The organism is Cellulomonas humilata (assembly GCF_013359775.1).
GTDB classification, from domain to species: Bacteria; Actinomycetota; Actinomycetes; order Actinomycetales; family Cellulomonadaceae; genus Cellulomonas; species Cellulomonas humilata.
Window position 1 is genome coordinate 1 of record NZ_JABMCI010000035.1, and the last position, 13,942, is coordinate 13,942.

At 72.0% G+C, this 13,942-nt stretch carries 13 protein-coding genes; 7 read left to right on the forward strand and 6 right to left on the reverse strand.

Annotated elements, in window-relative coordinates; all coding sequences use genetic code 11:
- The first annotated feature begins 18 nt into the window (after positions 1-18).
- On the forward strand, positions 19-2,304 hold the full coding sequence (locus tag HP550_RS00835) for a glycosyl hydrolase family 95 catalytic domain-containing protein (RefSeq protein WP_175345708.1): 2,286 nt from the start codon (positions 19-21) through the stop codon (positions 2,302-2,304).
- Here the strand turns inward: HP550_RS00835 and HP550_RS00840 are convergent.
- Positions 2,294-2,965 (reverse strand): NAD(P)-dependent oxidoreductase, encoded by a 672-nt coding sequence (locus HP550_RS00840; protein ID WP_175345709.1) that lies wholly within the window; start codon positions 2,963-2,965, stop codon positions 2,294-2,296. The genes HP550_RS00835 and HP550_RS00840 overlap by 11 nt on opposite strands.
- A 90-nt stretch (positions 2,966-3,055) precedes the next feature.
- On the opposite strand from HP550_RS00840, the gene HP550_RS00845 reads away from it, so the two are divergent.
- The 3 genes from HP550_RS00845 (at position 3,056) to HP550_RS00855 (ending at position 6,324) form a co-directional block, all read left to right on the forward strand.
- The gene (locus tag HP550_RS00845) at positions 3,056-4,042 is read left to right on the forward strand and encodes an AraC family transcriptional regulator (protein WP_175345710.1); all 987 of its coding nucleotides are present in this window, start codon (positions 3,056-3,058) and stop codon (positions 4,040-4,042) included.
- A 217-nt stretch (positions 4,043-4,259) separates the two neighbouring features.
- On the forward strand, positions 4,260-5,804 hold the full coding sequence (locus tag HP550_RS00850; RefSeq protein ID WP_175345711.1) for a methyl-accepting chemotaxis protein: 1,545 nt from the start codon (positions 4,260-4,262) through the stop codon (positions 5,802-5,804).
- A 118-nt stretch (positions 5,805-5,922) separates the two neighbouring features.
- Positions 5,923-6,324, forward strand: coding sequence for a four-helix bundle copper-binding protein (locus HP550_RS00855; RefSeq protein ID WP_175345712.1), 402 nt, complete (start codon positions 5,923-5,925; stop codon positions 6,322-6,324).
- On the opposite strand, the gene HP550_RS00860 is transcribed toward HP550_RS00855, so the two are convergent.
- Complete coding sequence (locus tag HP550_RS00860; protein WP_343047890.1) at positions 6,317-6,571, reverse strand: nuclease; 255 nt, start codon at positions 6,569-6,571, stop codon at positions 6,317-6,319. The two genes, HP550_RS00855 and HP550_RS00860, sit on opposite strands and share 8 nt — an antisense overlap.
- Positions 6,572-6,943: 372 nt before the next feature.
- On the opposite strand from HP550_RS00860, the gene HP550_RS00865 reads away from it, so the two are divergent.
- A complete protein-coding gene (locus HP550_RS00865) occupies positions 6,944-7,531 on the forward strand; it encodes a mycothiol transferase (RefSeq protein ID WP_175345714.1) in 588 nt (195 codons plus the stop codon).
- Here HP550_RS00865 and HP550_RS00870 read toward each other — a convergent pair.
- From HP550_RS00870 to HP550_RS00885, 4 genes are all read right to left on the reverse strand, one after another.
- Positions 7,518-8,486: a helix-turn-helix transcriptional regulator gene (locus tag HP550_RS00870; RefSeq protein ID WP_175345715.1), complete on the reverse strand. Its 969-nt coding sequence runs from the start codon at positions 8,484-8,486 to the stop codon at positions 7,518-7,520. The two genes, HP550_RS00865 and HP550_RS00870, sit on opposite strands and share 14 nt — an antisense overlap.
- Before the next feature lie 63 nt (positions 8,487-8,549).
- Positions 8,550-9,968 carry an EAL domain-containing protein gene (locus HP550_RS00875; protein WP_175345716.1) on the reverse strand — a complete coding sequence of 473 codons (1,419 nt, stop codon included), beginning with the start codon at positions 9,966-9,968 and terminating at the stop codon, positions 8,550-8,552.
- 107 nt (positions 9,969-10,075) lie between these two features.
- On the reverse strand, positions 10,076-10,792 hold the full coding sequence (locus tag HP550_RS00880; protein WP_175345717.1) for an SDR family oxidoreductase: 717 nt from the start codon (positions 10,790-10,792) through the stop codon (positions 10,076-10,078).
- 48 nt (positions 10,793-10,840) lie between these two features.
- Positions 10,841-11,422 (reverse strand): TetR/AcrR family transcriptional regulator, encoded by a 582-nt coding sequence (locus tag HP550_RS00885; RefSeq protein WP_175345718.1) that lies wholly within the window; start codon positions 11,420-11,422, stop codon positions 10,841-10,843.
- Between the two features lie 115 nt (positions 11,423-11,537).
- Here HP550_RS00885 and ligD point away from each other — a divergent pair, with 115 nt between their 5' ends.
- Positions 11,538-12,503 (forward strand): non-homologous end-joining DNA ligase, encoded by a 966-nt coding sequence (gene ligD, locus HP550_RS00890; protein WP_175345719.1) that lies wholly within the window; start codon positions 11,538-11,540, stop codon positions 12,501-12,503.
- Positions 12,504-12,781: 278 nt separating this feature from the next.
- Positions 12,782-13,906: a tyrosine-type recombinase/integrase gene (locus HP550_RS00895; RefSeq protein ID WP_175345720.1), complete on the forward strand. Its 1,125-nt coding sequence runs from the start codon at positions 12,782-12,784 to the stop codon at positions 13,904-13,906.
- Positions 13,907-13,942 lie beyond the last annotated feature (36 nt).

Genomic DNA, 13,942 nt, shown 5'->3' on the forward strand with positions numbered 1-13,942 from the left:
CGGCAGCCCTGGAGACCCGTGACCGAGACGACCCTGCGCTACGACGCCCCGGCGTCGGCCTGGACCGAGGCCCTCCCGCTCGGGAACGGGCGGATCGGCGCGATGGTCTTCGGCGGCGTCGCGGTCGAGCGGCTCCAGCTCAACGACGACACGTGCTGGTCGGGTTCCCCCCGATCCCGGTCGGCGCCCGACGGCCCGGCCGCCCTGGCCGCCGCGCGCGGTGCGCTCGAGCGCGAGGACGTCCGCGAGGCCGGTCGTCAGGTGCAGCGGCTCCAGGGCGGCTTCGGGCAGGCGTACCAGCCACTCGTCGACCTCTGGATCGAGCAAGCCGCGCCCGCGGGGCTCGACGGCTACTCCCGGTGGCTCCACCTCGACGAGGGGGTCGCCGGGCACTCCTGGACGTCGGGCACGCAGGAGGCCTTCGTCAGCCACCCCGCCTCCGTGCTGGTGCTGCACCGCACCTGGTCCGCCGGGTCGGGCGACGTGCGCGTGAGCACCACCTCGGCACACCCCCTGGACGAGCCGGTCGGCGGCGACGCCCGCTGGTCGGCCACCCTGCGCATGCCGTCCGACTCGCCGCCCGACTACGTGCCCCGCGCGCGGGTCCTGCGCGACCGGACGCGGGGCGCGAGCGTCACGGCCGCGGTGGCGCTCGCGGTGCGGACCGACGGCACGGTCGACGCCGGACCGGACGGCCTGCGGCTGCGCGACGCCACCTGGGCAACCCTCGTCGTCGCCACCGCGACCGACTACGCCGGCGCCACGGCACCGCTGCACGGCGACGCCTCCCGGCTGCGCGCAGCGGCGACGGCGACGGCCGACGCGGCCGCGTCGCGAGGGTTCTCGACCCTGCGCGCCGAGCACGTCGCCGACCACGCCGGACTCGTCGACCGGGTGGCCCTCGACCTCGGGGCGTCCACCGCGTCCGGGCTGCCGACGGACGAGCGGCTGCGCCGGCACGCAGCCGGGCACCCCGACCCCGGCCTGGCGGCGCTGGCGTTCCACTACGGGCGGTACCTGATGGTCGCGGGCTCACGCCGCGGGACGCTGCCGCTCACGCTCCAGGGGATCTGGAACGACGCCGTGCAGCCTCCCTGGTCGTGCAGCTACACGGTCAACATCAACACCCAGATGAACTACTGGCCGGCGCTGAGCACCAACCTCGCCGAGTGCCACGAGCCCCTCGTGCGGTGGATCGGCGAGCTGGCGACGGCCGGCACCCGCACGGCCACCGAGCTCTACGGCCTGCGCGGCTGGACCGCCCACCACAACTCCGACGCGTGGGCGTTCACGGAACCGGTCGGCGACGGCACCAGCGACCCGTCCTGGAGCTTCTGGCCGTTCGGCGGCGTGTGGCTCACCCGGCACCTGGTCGACCACCACGACTTCACCGGCGAGCCCCCCGACCTGGCGGTCCTGCTGGGCGCAGCGCGCTTCGTCCTGGACTGGCTGGTCGAGCTCCCCGACGGCACCCTCGGCACGCGCCCCTCGACCTCGCCGGAGAACACCTTCGTCGCCCCCGACGGCCTGCCCGCCGCGCTGACGACGTCGACCACCGCGGACCTGGCGATGGCACGCGACCTGCTGGAGAACGTGGTCCGGCTCGGTGGCCCGTCCGACCTCGTCGCGGAGGCGTCGGCGGCCCTCGACCGCCTTCCCGTGGAGCGGGTGGACCGCGACGGACGGGTGGCGGAGTGGCGCGACGACGTCCCCGAGGCCGAGCCCGCCCACCGCCACCAGAGCCACCTGTTCCGTGTGCACCCGGGCACGTCGATCGACCCCGACCAAGCACCGGACCTGGCGCGCGGGGCGCTGGGCACGCTCGACGCGCGCGGGCCGGAGTCGACGGGATGGTCCCTCGCCTGGCGGCTCAACCTCCGAGCCCGCCTGCGCGACCCCGCGGGCGCCGCCACGATGATCGACGCGTTCCTGCGGCCGGTCGGTCCGGGCCACCACGGCGGAGGCGTCTACCCGAACCTGTTCTGCGCCCATCCCCCGTTCCAGATCGACGGGAACTTCGGGTTCACGGCCGGCGTCGCCGAGCTGCTGCTCCAGTCGCACGCCGTGACGGACGGCCTGCGCGAGGTCCACCTCCTCCCGACGCTGCCGGCGTCGTGGCCCTCCGGGTCGGTGCGCGGCCTGCGCGCGCGCGGTGGGCTCACCGTCGACCTGACGTGGGACCGGCACGTGCTCACGACCGCGCGGCTGGTGGCCGACCAGGACGTCTCGGTCCTGGTCCGCCACGGTGCCGCACGGGACCGCACCGACCTCTGCGCCGGGCAGGCCTGGTCGCTCACCCCCTGACGGCGGCCGGCACCCGGGCACCGGCCGACACGGCGACAACCTGTCGGACCAGGGTCGCGTCCTCGACGGCCTCCGCGAGGACCCACCCGACCTGCGCGCGCGAGACGCGCACCTCCTCGATCTCCCCGCCGGTCGAGGTCACGGGCGGACCCGCCCACGGCTCGTCGGTGAGGGTGACCGGCTGGACCTCGACCCAGTCGAGCCCGCTCGCGCGCAGCTCGGCGCCCTGCCGCTCCGTGTCCGCGATCTGTGGGCGCAGCAGCAGCGCGAAGATCAGCCGGTTGACCAGCGGGAGGCCGACGCTCGTCGGTCCGGTGCCGTAGGACGTCTGCACGACGACCCGGCGTACCCCATGGCGACGCATCGCGGTCAGCACCGTGCGCGTGCCCCGCGAGCGGATGTCGAGCGGGGTGCGCGACGGGCCACGCAGGCGCACGCGGACCGCGCTCTCGCTGATCCCCAGCGTGACGACGACGGCGTCCTGGCCCTCGACGAGCCTCCCGACCAGTGCGGCGTCGGTGGCGTCTCCGTCGATCCCCCGGACCCCCGGCAGCGACGACGCGTGGCGCGAGAGCGCGGTGACGTCGTGCCCACGGTTGACCAGCTCGGTGACGGCGGCACGGCCGGAGCCGCCCGTCGCTCCGACGACGAGAACCTTCATGATCTGTCTCCTTCGGTGCGGTGTGGATTCCTGTGGTTCCCACCTCACCAGCGGCATGCTGGACGGTCTATGATGAGTCGTCGCCAATTCATGGCAGATCATCCAGGAGGTCTCGTGACCGTCGTCGATCTTCCGTGGACCCCGATCGACCCCGTCGGCGAGGCCTTGCACCACCTGCGCGTCACGGGCGTCTTCTACAGCCGCACCGAGGCGGACGGCCCCTGGGCGGTCGACATGCCCGCGTTCGGCGACTGCGTGAGCTTCCACGTGGTGACCGTCGGCGAGGCGTGGGTCGAGGTCGAGGGAGCGCCGCCCGTCCGGCTGGTCCCGGGCGACCTCGCGCTCGTCCCGCACGGACGCGGCCACCTGTTGCGCAGCGCGCCGGGGGTGCCGTCGCTGGGCCGCGTCGACGAGCTGCCGCAGGAGTTCCTCAGCCCGAACTACTCGGTCCTGCGCCACCGGGGCGCCGGAACCAGGGTGGAGCTGATCTGCGGCGTGCTCTCGGTCGACGGGGCCTCGTCCCGGCTCCTGCTGGACCTGCTGCCCTCGGTCGTGCACGTCGACGGCGAGCAGGGCGGGGCGTGGATGGCGGCGACGCTCGCCCTCACCACCGAGGAGCTGACCCACGCCCGGCCGGGTGGCGAGGCCGTCACCACCCGGCTGGCCGACATCCTCGTGATCCAGTCGATCCGCGCCTGGCTGGACGCCCAGCAGGTCACCACCGGCTGGCTCGGTGCCTTGCGCGATCCGCAGCTCGGCACCGCGATCGCTGCCGTGCACCGCGCGCCGGGTCGGCCCTGGACCGTCGCGACGATGGCGCACGAGGCCGCGATGTCCCGGTCCGCGTTCTCCGCGCGCTTCACGGAGGTCGTCGGCGAGCCCGCGATGCAGTACGTCACCCGGGTCCGCATGCACGTCGCCGCCGACCGGCTCGGCTACGGCCGCGCCACCGTGCGCGAGGTTGCCTCCGAGCTCGGGTACGACTCCGAGGCGTCCTTCAGCCGCGCCTACAAACGCGAGGTCGGCGTCTCCCCCGGCCGCGCGCGGCGGTCACCGAGCCTGCCCGCACCCGGCTGAGTCCCGGACCGTCACCGCGACGACGGAAGTCGTCCGTCGAAACCCTCAACCACGTGCGTCGCCTGCCGATCAGGCGGGCAGATGACCCCATGCTCGTGCGGCGGATGGGCCTCATACCGTGGCGAGTCCTGCGCCAGTCGGGAAGCAGTCGCAGACGAGAAAGCCATTCCACGTGAGCTCCAGCCTCGGCCGGAAGAGCGCTGCGGCGCTAGGTGCGTTGACGATCGTCCTGGCGGGGGTGGACGGGTTCGTGCTGCAGCAGGCGACGAGCTCCGCCGCCACCGTGACCGACTTCCGCGCGTACACGAGTGCGATGCAGACCGCCGTGTCCCACATGCGCAGCGACTTCTTCGCCTACGACGGCGCCAACAACATGTACGTGCTGGTCGCGGCCACGGGCGGCGACGAGGGCTATGACCTGTGGAACACGACGTACGACCAGGCTGTGGAGTGGTCGGCCGCGCTCGAGGCTGAGCTCGACACGGCGGACGCACTGGCGTCAGGAACCGACCTCGCCCCGGTCTTCGCCGAGCTGCGCGCCTCGATCAACGGCTACGACGCCTTCTTCGCCGAGGGTCACGACCAGGTGCTGACAGGCGACTTCACGGCTGCGGCCGCCTCGGTCACGACCCGCAACGTCGAGGTCAGCGACGCCATCGGAGCCGACCTCGACGCCGTCCAGGCCGAGGTGGACGCGACGACGAGTGTGCAGCTCGCCGCGGTGCAGGCCCATCAGCAGACCCTGCAGCGCGTCGCCGGCTCCGTGCTGGCGCTGACGCTGCTCGTCCTGGGCGCCCTGTGGGTGATGTTCTCTCGCGGCGTGCTCGCACCGATCGGGCGGCTGCGTCGGCAGATCGAGGAGGTCGACGGTGATCTGACCGCGCGCGTCGGGATCGAGCACGACGACGAGATCGGCGCCCTGGCGACCGCGTTCAACTCGTTCATGGACGACCTGCACGGTGTGGTGCGTCGCGTCGCCGCGAGCGCCGACGAGCTCGGTGTCGTCTCGACCGAGCTGACCGGCGCCAACGCGCGGATCGAGCGGAACGCCCTGAGCTCCTCGAGCCAGGCGGAGGTGGTCGCGGCGGCGGCGGAGGAGGTCTCCCGGGAGGTGCAGTCGGTGTCCACCGGCGCCGAGCAGATGGGCTCGTCCATCCGCGAGATCGCCCACAGCACGGGTGAGGCCTCCCGGGTCACCCTGCACGCCGTCGAGGTCACCGAGGCCACGACCCTCCTGGTCGCACGCCTCGGGGCCTCGAGCCTTGAGGTCGGCGAGGTGGTCAAGGTCATCACGTCCGTCGCTGAGCAGACCAACCTGCTCGCCCTCAACGCCACCATCGAGGCAGCTCGCGCGGGCGACGCGGGCAGGGGGTTCGCCGTCGTCGCGAACGAGGTCAAGGAGCTCGCGCGCAAGACCGCACAGGCCACCGGGGACATCACCGCACGCATCGAGGCCATCCAGGCCGACACCGCGGGTGCAGTCGCGGGGATCGGCGAGATCGGCGATGTCGTGCGCCGGATCAACGACTACCAGACCACCGTCGCCAGTGCGATCGAGGAGCAGACCTCCGTGACGCAGGAGATGAGTCGTTCGGTGACCGAGGTGGCGGCCGGCTCGAGCGAGATCGCCTCCACGATCGTCGACGTCGCGGCCGCGGCGACCCAGACCTCGGTCGCGGTCGTCGAGAGCGAGGCCGCCGGCGCGGACCTGGCGCGGGTGAGCGGAGAGCTGCGCAGCCTCGTCGGCCAGTTCCGGATCTGAGGCGCGTCGGCGCACCTGCTGCACCAGAGAAGCCGCACCGCAGACCATGGCGGGCGGCGGGTGCCCGGCGTAGCGTCGTCCGGATCAGTGACCGGGCGACCACGAGGGGCGAACGACGATGAGCATGATGGCCGACATGATGAAGTCCATGCCGATGGCGGAGACCACGGGCATGGACATGTCGATGATGCAGGGGTGCATCGAGGCGTGCTCCGCGGCGTCGATGGCCGCGACGATGTGCGCGGACGCCGACGGCGCCGAGAACATGGGCCGATGTGCGTCCATGTGCATGAACACCGCGGACGTCGCCATGACGATGATGCGGATGATGATGCGCCCGAACGGCTACGACATGGGCTGCATGACCTCGATGATGACGGCCTGCATGACCATGGGCGAGGCCTGCGCGGCCGAGTGCATGATGCACGCCGAGATGTCCGAGCACTGCCGCATCTGCGCGTCGGCGTGCACGGCCATGGTCGAGGCGTGCCGCTCGGCGATGGCCTCGATGTCTAGCTGACGACGGGGCGCGCGGAGTACCACGCACCGCCGAGGGCGACGACCTCCGCGACCAGGTGCACAGCGACGGGCTCGCCCGTCGCGGGCACCGCGCTGGTCGCCAGCACGGACACGCCGCCGTCCAGCAGGGCCACGGTGATCGTGCCGGGCTCCTGGGCTGCCACCAGCCCGTCGCGCCAGGCGCTGGGCGAGGCCGCGGCGACGGCCTCCTGGATCGGCAACAGGTTGATGCGGGTGCGGTTCGGCACGGTCTGCTCCATCGGTGGTCTCGCGAGGTGTGTCCGGGTGGTCCGGGACCGACGCCGCAGGGTTGACCTGGAACGTTCGATCACGGGCTGCGCCGCGGTGCGGCACGGGGGTCCCCCTGGCGAGCTCGTCAGAGCTGCGGGGACCGCGACGACTGGGTCGTCAGCGACACATTCGACAGAGACACCGGCGCATCGAGGGCACGGCGACGGATCCCGCGTGGAGCGGGGTCACGGGCACGGGCCGGGCGACGGGCATGCGACGAGTGTGAGACGACGTCCACATGCTGTCAAGGCATCTCACCTGGCGGACGCTCCCTGTCTCGCCGCTCATCCGGACGCAGAACGTCCGGAACCGGTCCTACGGTCGGGAGCATGACGACGACGATCCCCTGGGAACCGCCCCTCGCAAGCACCGAGCTCGACCACCTCGTCGGCGCGCTCGACCGGCTGCGCACGACGTTCCGCTGGAAGGCCGACGGCCTCGACAGCGCCGGCCTCGCCCAGCACGTGGGGGCCTCGGCCCTCACCCTCGGCGGGCTCCTGAAGCACCTCGCCGCGGTCGAGGACACCACGTTCAGCTGGAAGCTCGCCGGGCAGCACCCCGGACCGATGTGGGACCCCGCGAGCTGGGCAGAGAACGAGACCGAGATCCTCTCGGCCGTGCACGACACGCCCGAGCAGCTCTACGCGGCATGGGACGACGCCGTCGCACGGTCGCGTGCCCGGCTCGACGCCGCGCTGGCCGAGGGCGGCCTGGACCAGGACGTCAACGACGGCGACGACCGCGGGAACCATGCCAGCCTGCGCCGCCTGCTCTTCGACCTGATCGAGGAGTACGGCCGGCACACCGGGCACGCCGACCTGCTGCGCGAGGTGGTCGACGGTCGCGTCGGCGAGGACCCGCCGAACGACTGGCGCCCGGTCTCCGGCTCCCCGCTCACCTGGATCAGGCGGAGCTGACCTCGTCGGTCGCCGCGAGCATGCGCCGGCCGAGGGTGCGCACGCACGCGCGCAGCTCGGGGCCGCCGAGCACCCGGAAGTCGACTGGGATCACCGCGAGCCTCTCCGCGTACCAGGGCGGGTTGCTCGTCGACCCCACCAGCCGCGACGTCGACCCGTCGACCGGCTCCACCCGGCCCAGGTCGTGCGGCAGCCACTGCTGCGCCCGGTGCGCCGGCACCTGCAGGAGCACCTCGACCTCGTACTCCCAGCCGACGGCCAGGTGCGCCTCGAGCTCCGCCACCGGGTCGAGGTCCTCGGGCGGCGTGAACGTCTCGTCGAGCAGCTCGACGCCCTCGACCCGGTCCACCCGGTACGCGCGGCGGGCGTCGGACGACAGCGAGTGGCACAGCAGGTACCAGCGGCCGTGCCGCACGACCACCGCCCACGGGTCCACCACGGTCTGCCACGCGTTGCCGCCCTCCGACCGGTACGCCACCCGGACGCGCCGATGGGCGGAGCAGGCCTGCACCAGCGTCGTCGCCGTCGTCGGGTCCGGCCGGGCAGCTCCGCGGTCGGGGGCCGGCGCGGTGGTCTCCCGGACCGCCTGCACGGGACCGGCCACCGCCGCAGGCAGCGACCGCACGATCTTGCTCAGGGCGGTACCCACCGGCTGCTCCGGGTCGTCGGCGTCGTGGTGCCCGTCCAGCACCGCCATGACCAGCGCCAACGCCTCGGCCGCCGTGAGCATGAGCGGCGGCGGCCGCAGCCCCCGGCCGATCCGGTAGCCCCCGTACGGTCCGCGCACCGACTCGATGGGGATCTCCGCCTCGCGCAGAGTGGCGACGTAGCGTCGCGCGGCGCGGTCCGAGACGCCGAGCCTGTCGGCCAGCCGGTCGGCGGTGATGCCGGGGCTGGCCTGGATGAGCCCGAGCGTCAGCAGTGCGCGGGCCGTGGGGTTCTGGTCGCCGCTCATGCGAAGCCTCTGGTTCCGGACTGGTTCCGGACGGCCTTCGTCCGGAACCGAAACCTAGCGCGCCTAGACCCGCCGGCCGAGCCGGGACCGCCATCCGCCACGGCCCGGAGCAGCGTCACCGTCGGGTGCGTGCCCGTCGACGGTCACCTCCGGCCCCGACGCGGGAGTCTCGGGCCCGGGCAGGGCGTCGTTCGAGCCACCCGACGAGGGGATCCGGCGGATCAGCTGCCGGGCCATGGAGTGCACGAGGTCGGGGTCCTGCGTGAGCACGATCTCCACCTCACGGCCCGGGTCTGCACGGTCGGACCGGGCGAGCACCGCGAACGCGCCCGCCTCGCTGAGCACGATGAGGAAGCGGTCGGCGGCCAACGGGTCGTCACGGCGCACCCGGACCCCGCGCAACCCCGGCAGCGGCTCCTGCGGCAGGCCGGTGCCGAACAGCACGAGGAGCAGCGGCATCGTCGCGGGCGCGGGAAAACCCTCCGCCGACGACTCGTCGGGCTGGTCGCTGCGTCCGCCACCCGCGAGGATCACGGGCGCTGCGCCCGGGGTCAGTGCGGTCCGGTAGACCGCCTGCATGAGCCGGCTCAGGTTCGCCTCCGACGCCCGCCGGTTCGGGGCGTCGGCCACGAGGTCGAACGGCGAGGCGAACGGCGCGTCCACGTCGGCGCGCGCGAGCATCGGCACGACCGTCCGCGGCGCGGGGAGACGCTCCGTGATCGCGGTCGCGTCGCCGAGATGGGAGCCGCGGCCGTACGTCGCGCCGAGCGCGCGCGCCCACTGGAGGTCGGCCTCGCTCTCCACGCCCTCGACCAGCAGCGCCGCTCCCGTGAGCTCGACCTGCTGAAGCACGGCGAGGGTGATGGCCGCGGCGTCGTCGTCGGTGCGCTGGACCAGGAGGCGCAGGTCGAGGGTGATCAGGTCGGCACCGACCACCGGGAGCAGGGCGAGCGGCGCGCGACTCGCCCCCACGTCCTCGATCGCGATGCCCCACCCGACGTTGACGGCGCGGTCGGCGGCGGCGAGGAGCCCGCCGGGGTCGAGGGCCAGCTCGCGCTCGTTGATCCCGACGAAGACCCGCAGCCGTGACTCGGCGACCGACACGATGCCCGCCAGGTCGAGCGGGCACGGGACCGCGAGCGCCTCGGGCTCCATCGTGACGAACAGCGACATCGAGGGAGGAAGCTCGGCCGCGAGGAAGGCGCGGAAGGCCATGGCCCGGCACACCCAGTCGAGCTCCCCGGTCCGGCCGTCGACAGCAGCGGCCGCGAACAGGTCCGCCGGCAGGTGCAACGGCGAGCCGTCCGGGCCGTGCGCGGAGGCCTTCAGCCCCACGACGTCGCCGGTGGCGAGCTCGATCACCGGGTGGAACCGCACCGTGACGGCACGATCGTCGAGGATGCGCGCGAGCTCGGCGGAGAGGTCGCAGGAGCCGTCGCCCGCGGTGTGCGCACGGGGACTCGCCGAGGTGCTCGACTGCATGGGGGCTCCCTGATCGGCCGCGTCCGAAAGGAGGCGTCACAGGACCTCATCGGCTCGGACCAGCGATTCGTGAGCGCGTGACGGAAGTCCAGGGCTCCTCGTCGTGGTCAGTGGTCCCACTCGGCGGGCAGGAGGCTGAGCTCGGCGTCACCGCTCGTGATGAGGGCGAGGATTCCCTCAGCGACGTGCTCGGCGGTGTGGGGGGTGGGCCGCCATCCGGAGCTCTCCTCGTGAGGTGCGGCGCCCCGCATGTTCTCGTAGAGCTCGGTGTCGGTCACGAACGGGTAGATCGTGGAGACCGTGATGCCGTCATCCTTGAGCTCGTTGCGGGCGACCGCGGACAGCTGGTTCAGGCCCGACTTGCTCGACGAGTACGTCGCGGAGCCGGGAACGGCCATCAGTGTCACGCCGGAGCTGACGTTGACGATGGCGCTCTCGCCCTGCTCACGCAGCACGGGGATGGACGCCTGCATGACGATCAGAGGTGCGACCATGTTCAGGTCGACGATCGCGCGGAAGTCCTCCACGTCGACGTCCGCGATCGCTCCCGTCATCGCCTGTCCGGCGTTGTTGATCAGCACGTCGATCCCACCGAACGCTTCGACTGCGGTGTCGACCGCGTGACGCACCTGCGCCGCGTCGGTGACGTCCGCGCGGACGGCGATCGCCACGTCCCCGAGCTCACCGGCGAGAGCGGTGATGCGGTCCTCACGCCGCGCGACCAGCACCACCTTCGCGCCCGCCGCGGCGGCCGCGCGGGCGGTGGCGGCGCCGATCCCTGAGGACGCTCCGGTGACGAGGACGACCTTGCCGTTGATGTCCATCTCGTACTGCTTCCTGTAGTCAGTGGATGCGTGGTGGCTGTGGAGGGCCTAGGCCGGTGGTCGCGTGCCGTCGATGAGCATCTGCGCGTATCTCTCCCAGAGCGCCGGCTGGGTGTCGCGGGTCAGGTCGGCGACCGAGCCGACCATCGCTGACAGCAGGCACAGGTCCTGGATCGTGAACCCGTCGCGCAGGGAGCCCGCAGCCTGTGCGGACACGATCAGCGGCTGGACTCTCGGGCCCAGCTGGGCGGCGAGCTCCTCGGCGAACCGCGCGCTCTGGTTCGCGCGCATGAGCACCGGCACCACTCCCCTGTCCGTGGCGTGAGCCTCCATGACCGAGTACAGGTACGTGTCGAACGCCGCCGGCGCGTCGCCGATGCCCGCGGCGTGGTCGGCGAGCTCGATCAGCTGGTCGAGCTTTGCCTGGAACAGGGCATCCAGCAGAGCGTCGCGGTTGGGGAAGTTCCGATAGACGGTCGCGACGCCCACCCCCGCGGCGTGGGCGACGTCGTTCAGGGTCGCTTCGACGCCCTGCTCGGAGAGCAGGCGGGCGCCTGCGATGAGGACGCGCTGCCGGTTGAACGCAGCATCCGAACGCATCGTCGGCGCGGGCGAAGGTGAGGAAGCCATGCTGGGACCGTAGCACGAAGCGGATGTGGAACTCCGCTTCCGGTTGTGCAGCCGCTCCGGCTTCGGTGGGGACCGACCTGCGGCCGCGGAGGCACGCAGCACGCTTGAATGGGTCATGGCCCCGGAACACTCACCCGCCGTGGAGCTCGAGGTCGGGTCCCGCACCGTGCGGATCTCCAACCCCGACCGCGTCTACTTCCCCGCCAGCGGGGCGACCAAGCTCGACCTCGCCCACTACTACCTCGCCGTGGGTGACGGGATCGTGCGCGCGCTGCGGGAACGCCCGTGCATGCTGCACCGCTACCCGACGGGCGTCGCCGGGGAGAAGGTGCACCAGAAGCGGCTGCCGCGGGGCGCACCGCCGTGGATGGAGACGGTAGAGGTCTACTTCCCGCGCTACGGCCGCACGGCCGACGAGCTGTGCGTGACCGAGCTGGCCCACGTGATCTGGGCGGTGCAGATGTCGACCGTCGAGTTCCACCCGTGGAACAGTCGCCGGGCCGCCACCGAGCACCCTGACGAGTGGCGCATCGACCTGGACCCGATGCCGGACTGCCCCTTCGACCGGGTGCGGCGAGTAGCGCACGTGGCTCGGGAGGTCCTGGACGAGCTGGGCGCAGTCGGCTGGCCGAAGACCTCGGGCGGCTCAGGCCTGCACGTCTACGTCCGGATCGCGCCCGAGCACGAGTTCGCGGACGTGAGACGAGCAGCGCTCGCCTTCGCGCGGGAGGTGGAGCGCCGAGCACCGGGAGACGTCACCACCACGTGGTGGCGGCGCGACCGGGACCCCTCGCTCGTGTTCGTCGACTACAACCAGAACGCCCGCGACCACACGATCGCCTCGGCCTACTCGGTGCGCGGAACACCGGAGGCCACCGTCTCGACGCCTCTGCGCTGGGACGAGATCGACGACGTCGATCCCCGCGACTGCACGCTGCGCACGGTCCCCGCACGCTATGCCGAGCTCGGCGATCTCCATGCCGGGATCGATGACGCGGTGTTCGACCTGGCGCCGCTGCTGCGCTGGGCCGAGCGCGATGAACGCGAGGGCGCCCCGGAACCTCCAGACGACGGCGGGTGAGCTCGGACGCGGACCCGTCTCCGCCGACGGTCGATCGGCCACATGACGAAGGCCCGGACCATCAGGTCCGGGCCTTCGTCTTCTGTGTAGCGGGGGCAGGATTTGAACCTGCGACCTCTGGGTTATGAGCCGGGCGCAAGGGTGGTAGCGCCGCAGATCACGTAGGATGCAAGAATGCATCCGTGCAGGTCAGATGCCTTTTCTTGTTCGACGACGTCCGTCCAGGGTCGGGGTCGTCCGGCAACGTCTGCCCACATTCTGCCCACATCGGGGTGGCCATGGCGTGGGTGACCGAGCGGCTCGCGGACGACGGATCAACCCGGTACCAAGGGCGGTATCGCGACCCGTTCGGGCTCAAGCAGACCGTCGGCACGTTCACGACGGAGCGAACCGCCTTGCGTGCAGCCACGAAGGCAGAAGGCTCTGTCGCGGACGGCTCGTGGATCGACCCGCGCGCCGGTCGGATCACGTTTGCCGAGTACGCCATGGACGTCTGGCTGCCGGCCCGGCATCTCGAGGTGACGACGCGAGCCGGCTATCTCTCCTACCTTCGAAACCACTTCGTACCGTTCTTCGGGGCCATGCCCATCTCGCGGATCATGCCGTCGACCGTGCAGGCGTGGATCAGCGTCGCCGTCGACAAGGGCTTGTCCCCGAGGTCGATCGGCAAGTATCACGTGATGCTGCACTCGGTCTTCGCCCGCGCTGTGCGCGACCGCCTGCTCGCATTCAACCCGTGCGAGGACACCGAGCTGCCGAAGGTCGTCGCGAGGAAGGGGCGCACCCTCACGCCCGAGGAGTTCGCCTCGGTGCTTGACGAGATCCCGTCGCGGTTTCGAGCGCTCGTCATGACGGACATCGAAACCGGCCTCCGGTGGGGCGAGCTCGTCGCGCTGCGGCCCCGACACCTCAACTTCTTGCGCAAGACCGTGACCGTTGAGGAGACCATCGTCGAGGTGTCGCGGAAGGACTCGCCGACCGGCGAGCGGATGATCGTGAAGCCGTACCCGAAGAACGACGTGTCGCGAACGCTGCGTGTATCGCAGGACCTCTTGGACGTTCTGGCCGAGCGGATCGCGGAGCTCGGGCTCGGGCGGGACGACCTGCTCTTCCCATCTCGGGAGATCGCCGGGGGGCAGCCGTTGTCGCGTGCGACCTTCAACACGCGCTACTGGCGACCCGCCGTCCAGCGATCCGGCGTGGACTTCAACGTCCGGATGCACGACCTGCGACACGCGCACGCTTCGTGGCTACTAGCGGGCGGCGCGGACCTCAAGTCCGTGATGGAGCGGATGGGACACGCGCAGATCATGACGACTCAGAAGTACCTGCACACGCTGCCGGACGCGGATGACAAGGCGCTGGCTGCGTTCGAGTCGATTCGGTCGAGACCCGCTCGATAGCAGCCATGCACCCGGCCTTGCTGCCGCGACCACCTA